This window comes from Roseovarius sp. (genome assembly GCF_018066915.1).
Taxonomy (GTDB): Bacteria; Pseudomonadota; Alphaproteobacteria; order Rhodobacterales; family Rhodobacteraceae; genus Roseovarius.
Genome location: NZ_JAGPVV010000245.1, coordinates 1 through 3420 on the forward strand (window position 1 = coordinate 1; position 3420 = coordinate 3420).

At 59.8% G+C, this 3420-nt stretch carries 5 protein-coding genes; 3 read left to right on the forward strand and 2 right to left on the reverse strand.

All coding sequences use genetic code 11. The annotated features are described in order from the left end of the window. The 3 genes from KBT70_RS13555 to dapD form a co-directional block, all read left to right on the forward strand. Positions 1-712, forward strand: a 712-nt coding sequence (locus tag KBT70_RS13555) for a DUF1036 domain-containing protein (protein WP_296634516.1), incomplete at its 5' end; no start/stop codon positions are given. Continuing rightward, positions 702-1445: a pyrimidine 5'-nucleotidase gene (locus tag KBT70_RS13560; protein ID WP_296634519.1), complete on the forward strand. Its 744-nt coding sequence runs from the start codon at positions 702-704 to the stop codon at positions 1443-1445. The genes KBT70_RS13555 and KBT70_RS13560, both read left to right, overlap by 11 nt. 25 nt (positions 1446-1470) lie before the next feature. Further along, on the forward strand, positions 1471-2298 hold the full coding sequence (gene dapD / locus KBT70_RS13565; RefSeq protein ID WP_296634521.1) for a 2,3,4,5-tetrahydropyridine-2,6-dicarboxylate N-succinyltransferase: 828 nt from the start codon (positions 1471-1473) through the stop codon (positions 2296-2298). On the opposite strand, the gene KBT70_RS13570 is transcribed toward dapD, so the two are convergent. Together KBT70_RS13570 and KBT70_RS13575 are read right to left on the reverse strand one after the other, a co-directional pair. Next, positions 2295-2699 (reverse strand): response regulator, encoded by a 405-nt coding sequence (locus KBT70_RS13570; RefSeq protein WP_296634523.1) that lies wholly within the window; start codon positions 2697-2699, stop codon positions 2295-2297. The genes dapD and KBT70_RS13570 overlap by 4 nt on opposite strands. A gap of 106 nt (positions 2700-2805) precedes the next feature. Continuing rightward, positions 2806-3420: zinc-binding dehydrogenase (locus tag KBT70_RS13575; RefSeq protein ID WP_296634524.1), on the reverse strand; the 615-nt coding region annotated here is incomplete at its 5' end.

The window sequence follows — 3420 nt, forward strand, 5'->3', positions numbered from 1 at the left end:
GGGCAGTTTTTCGCTGGAAAGCCCGCCGGAATGTGCGGCCATGGGGCTTGAAGCGCGCGGCTTTCGGGCGGTCGAGATCACCCGGCGCACGCGCTGGATGACGCCGTTCACCGAGATCGACAATTATGATGCCGAGAAAGCCCGTGCGGCCGGTATCCAGCGCCTGCTGGAAGAGGCGGGGGTCGTGTCTGGTGTGATCGACGGCAATATCGGCCACAAGACGCGTGCCGCGATTGCGGAATTCCTGAAGAAGAACGGCCTGCCGGATACGACATCCGAATCCGACCTCATCGATTTCCTCGAGCAGGTCGCCAAGGAGCGCGGCCGCGGCGTGGGCTTTACTGTTTGTAACCGCACCAAGAACCGCATCTGGAGCGCGATTGCGCGGCGTGGTTCGGAAGGCTGGGAGAGCCGTGGCTGGTGGATGCTGGAAGCGGGCGGGTGTTCACGCGTGCTCGACAGGCCGCTCAGCGGGCAGGAACATTACGTCTATGGCGAAATGGAGGATGGCGACACGATCCGCACGCTGGCCAAGGCGTCTGATGCGTTCTGTGTTGGCCGGTCCAAGTTTGCGATCATCGGGCGGGATGAGTGCGAGGCCTCGGCCTATCGCACGGCGCTGTTTCAGGCGGCACCACCGCCGGTGGATCGCAAGCTGGTATTTGAATTCTTCGAGCGCGACTTTGCAAAGGCGAGCCAGAATGACCGATAATCGCGCGGGCGTGCACATCACGCCGTTTGGCAGTTTCGGACATGTCCGAAACTGGGTGTTCGATCTGGATAATACGCTTTACCCCGCCGAATGCGATCTCTTTGCCGAGATTGATACGCGGATGACGGATTTTGTCTCGCGCCTGCTGATGCTGCCGCCGCCTGAGGCACGCAAGGTCCAGAAGCAATACTATGCGGAGTATGGCACAACGCTGGCCGGCCTGATGAAGGTCCACGACATAGACCCATCCGACTTTCTGGGGCACGTCCACAAAATAGACCTGAGCCCCCTGCCAGACTTGCCGAATCTGCGAAGCGCGCTGGAGCGTCTGCCGGGGCGCAAGTTTGTCTATACGAACGGCTCGCGCGGCCATGCCGAGCAGGTGACCGACAAGATGGGGCTTTCGCATCTTTTCGATGGCAGTTTTGGAATCGAGGATTCCGATTATGTGCCCAAGCCAAAGCCCGCTTCCTATGCCGCCTTCCTGAAACTGCATGGTGTCGACCCCCACGGCGCGATCTTCTTCGAGGATCTCGCGCGTAACCTGGCACCCGCCAAGGATGTCGGTTTCACCACGGTTCTTGTCCATTCGGAGAAGGACTGGAGCCATGAACCGATCGAGGCGCGTCCTGCGAACCTCTCTGATGTTCTTGGGGATGACGGGCCGGATCACATCGACTATGTGACGGGCGACCTTGCCGCTTTTCTCGAAGCGGCGATTGAAACACTCTAAGCCTGCCCACCGGAGACTCCCCGACATGACCCACGCCCTTGCTGACGTAATCGACCGCGCCTGGGAGCGCCGTGACGAACTCTCCACCGGAACAACCGGGGAAGTTCGCGAAGTTGTCGAGGCCGCGATCGAGCTGCTCGACAAGGGCGAGGCGCGCGTGGCCAGCAAGGAAGACGATGGCAGCTGGACCGTGCACCAGTGGCTGAAAAAGGCCGTGCTCCTGTCCTTCCGCCTGAACGCGAATGGCATCGTTCCTGGCGGCCCCGGACCCGGAGCATGGTGGGACAAGGTGCCGTCGAAATTTGAGGGCTGGGGCGAGGCGGACTTTATCGAAGCCGGTTTCCGCGCCGTGCCGCCGTGCGCCGTGCGTCGGGGTGCCTTCATCGCGAAGAATGCTGTCCTGATGCCGTCTTACGTGAATATCGGCGCCTATGTCGGCGAAGGCACGATGATCGATACATGGGCCTCTGTGGGTTCGTGCGCGCAGGTCGGTGCGAACTGCCACATCTCGGCCGGCACGGGCATTGGCGGCGTGCTGGAGCCGCTGCAGGCCAACCCGACCATCATTGAAGACAATTGCTTCATCGGTGCGCGGTCTGAAGTGGTGGAAGGCGTGGTTGTCGGGGAAGGTTCGGTGATTGCGATGGGCGTGTTCATTACCCAGTCGACCAAGATCGTGAACCGCCAGACCGGCGAGATCAGCTATGGCAAGGTGCCACCCTATTCAGTGATCGTGCCGGGCACGCTGCCTGACAAGAATGGCGGGCCATCGCTCGCTTGCGCCGTGATCGTGAAAACGGTGGATGCCCAGACGCGGTCCAAGACCGGCGTGAATGAGCTACTGCGGGATTAGGCTGGCAGTGGCGCGCTGCCGATCGAATCATTTTTCGATGAGAGAAGCTGCTTCAGGGCCGATTTGAGCTGGCGGGGCAGCGTGGGCTTGCGGCAGATCGGGGCTGATTCATAGCGCGCCCGGAGAATATCCTCCGCCGAATGGCCTGTGTTGAACAGGAACGGGATGCCCCGTGCGGCAAGGATATCGGCGACCGGGAACACAAGTTGTCCAGCCACATCCACGTCGAGAATGGCCGCATCGGCTTCGATTGATTCGGCAAGCTTTATGGCCGCCTGAATCGTATGCGCGGACGCAATTGCGGTGCCGCCCATTTCGGCGACCATGTCTTCAAGATCCATTGCAATAAGGATCTCGTCTTCGACAATAAGGATTTGAGGCGGCTTGGTCATATGGGTCAAATGAACAGGCACTCCTTTTGTTCCCATTTTCATGCAGCTAGTTTCTGGCAAGCTACCCGAGATGGTTAACATTCCCGTTAACGGCGCACGCTTTCCCGTGGATTCCTTAGTCAAACATGACAACCTGCCGAGCAACGGAACCCTTGTTATCTTTAAGATTCTGGAGCGCGCCGGTCAACCCGTCAAGACCGATCCGATCAGACACCAGATCGTCGAGGTGGAGTTTCCCCTGTTGGTAAAGTGTCACAAGTCTTGGGAAATCAATGCGGAAGCGGTTGGAGCCCATCACTGCGCCCTGAAGACGCTTTTCTGTAACAAGCAGTTCGATTCCCGGAATTTCGATGTTCACACCGGGCGGGATCATGCCGATCACCGTCATCACGCCGCGCGGGCGCATCATCATATAACCCTGCTCGGCCGTCAGCTTCAGGCCGACGCATTCGAAAGCATAGTGAACGCCGCCTTGCGTCAATTGCTTCACCTGTTCGACTGGATCGCCATTCTTTGGGTTAACAAAGTCGGTGGCGCCGAATTTCTTCGCCATGGCCAGTTTTTCGTCTGAAAGGTCCACCGCGATGATCCGCGAGGCGCCGGCAATCGCCGCGCCATTGATGGTGGAGAGGCCGACACCGCCGCAGCCCAGCACGGCTACGGTCGAGCCGGGCTCAACCTTTGCGGCATGGAAGACCGAGCCGACACCCGTGATCACGCCGCAGCCGAT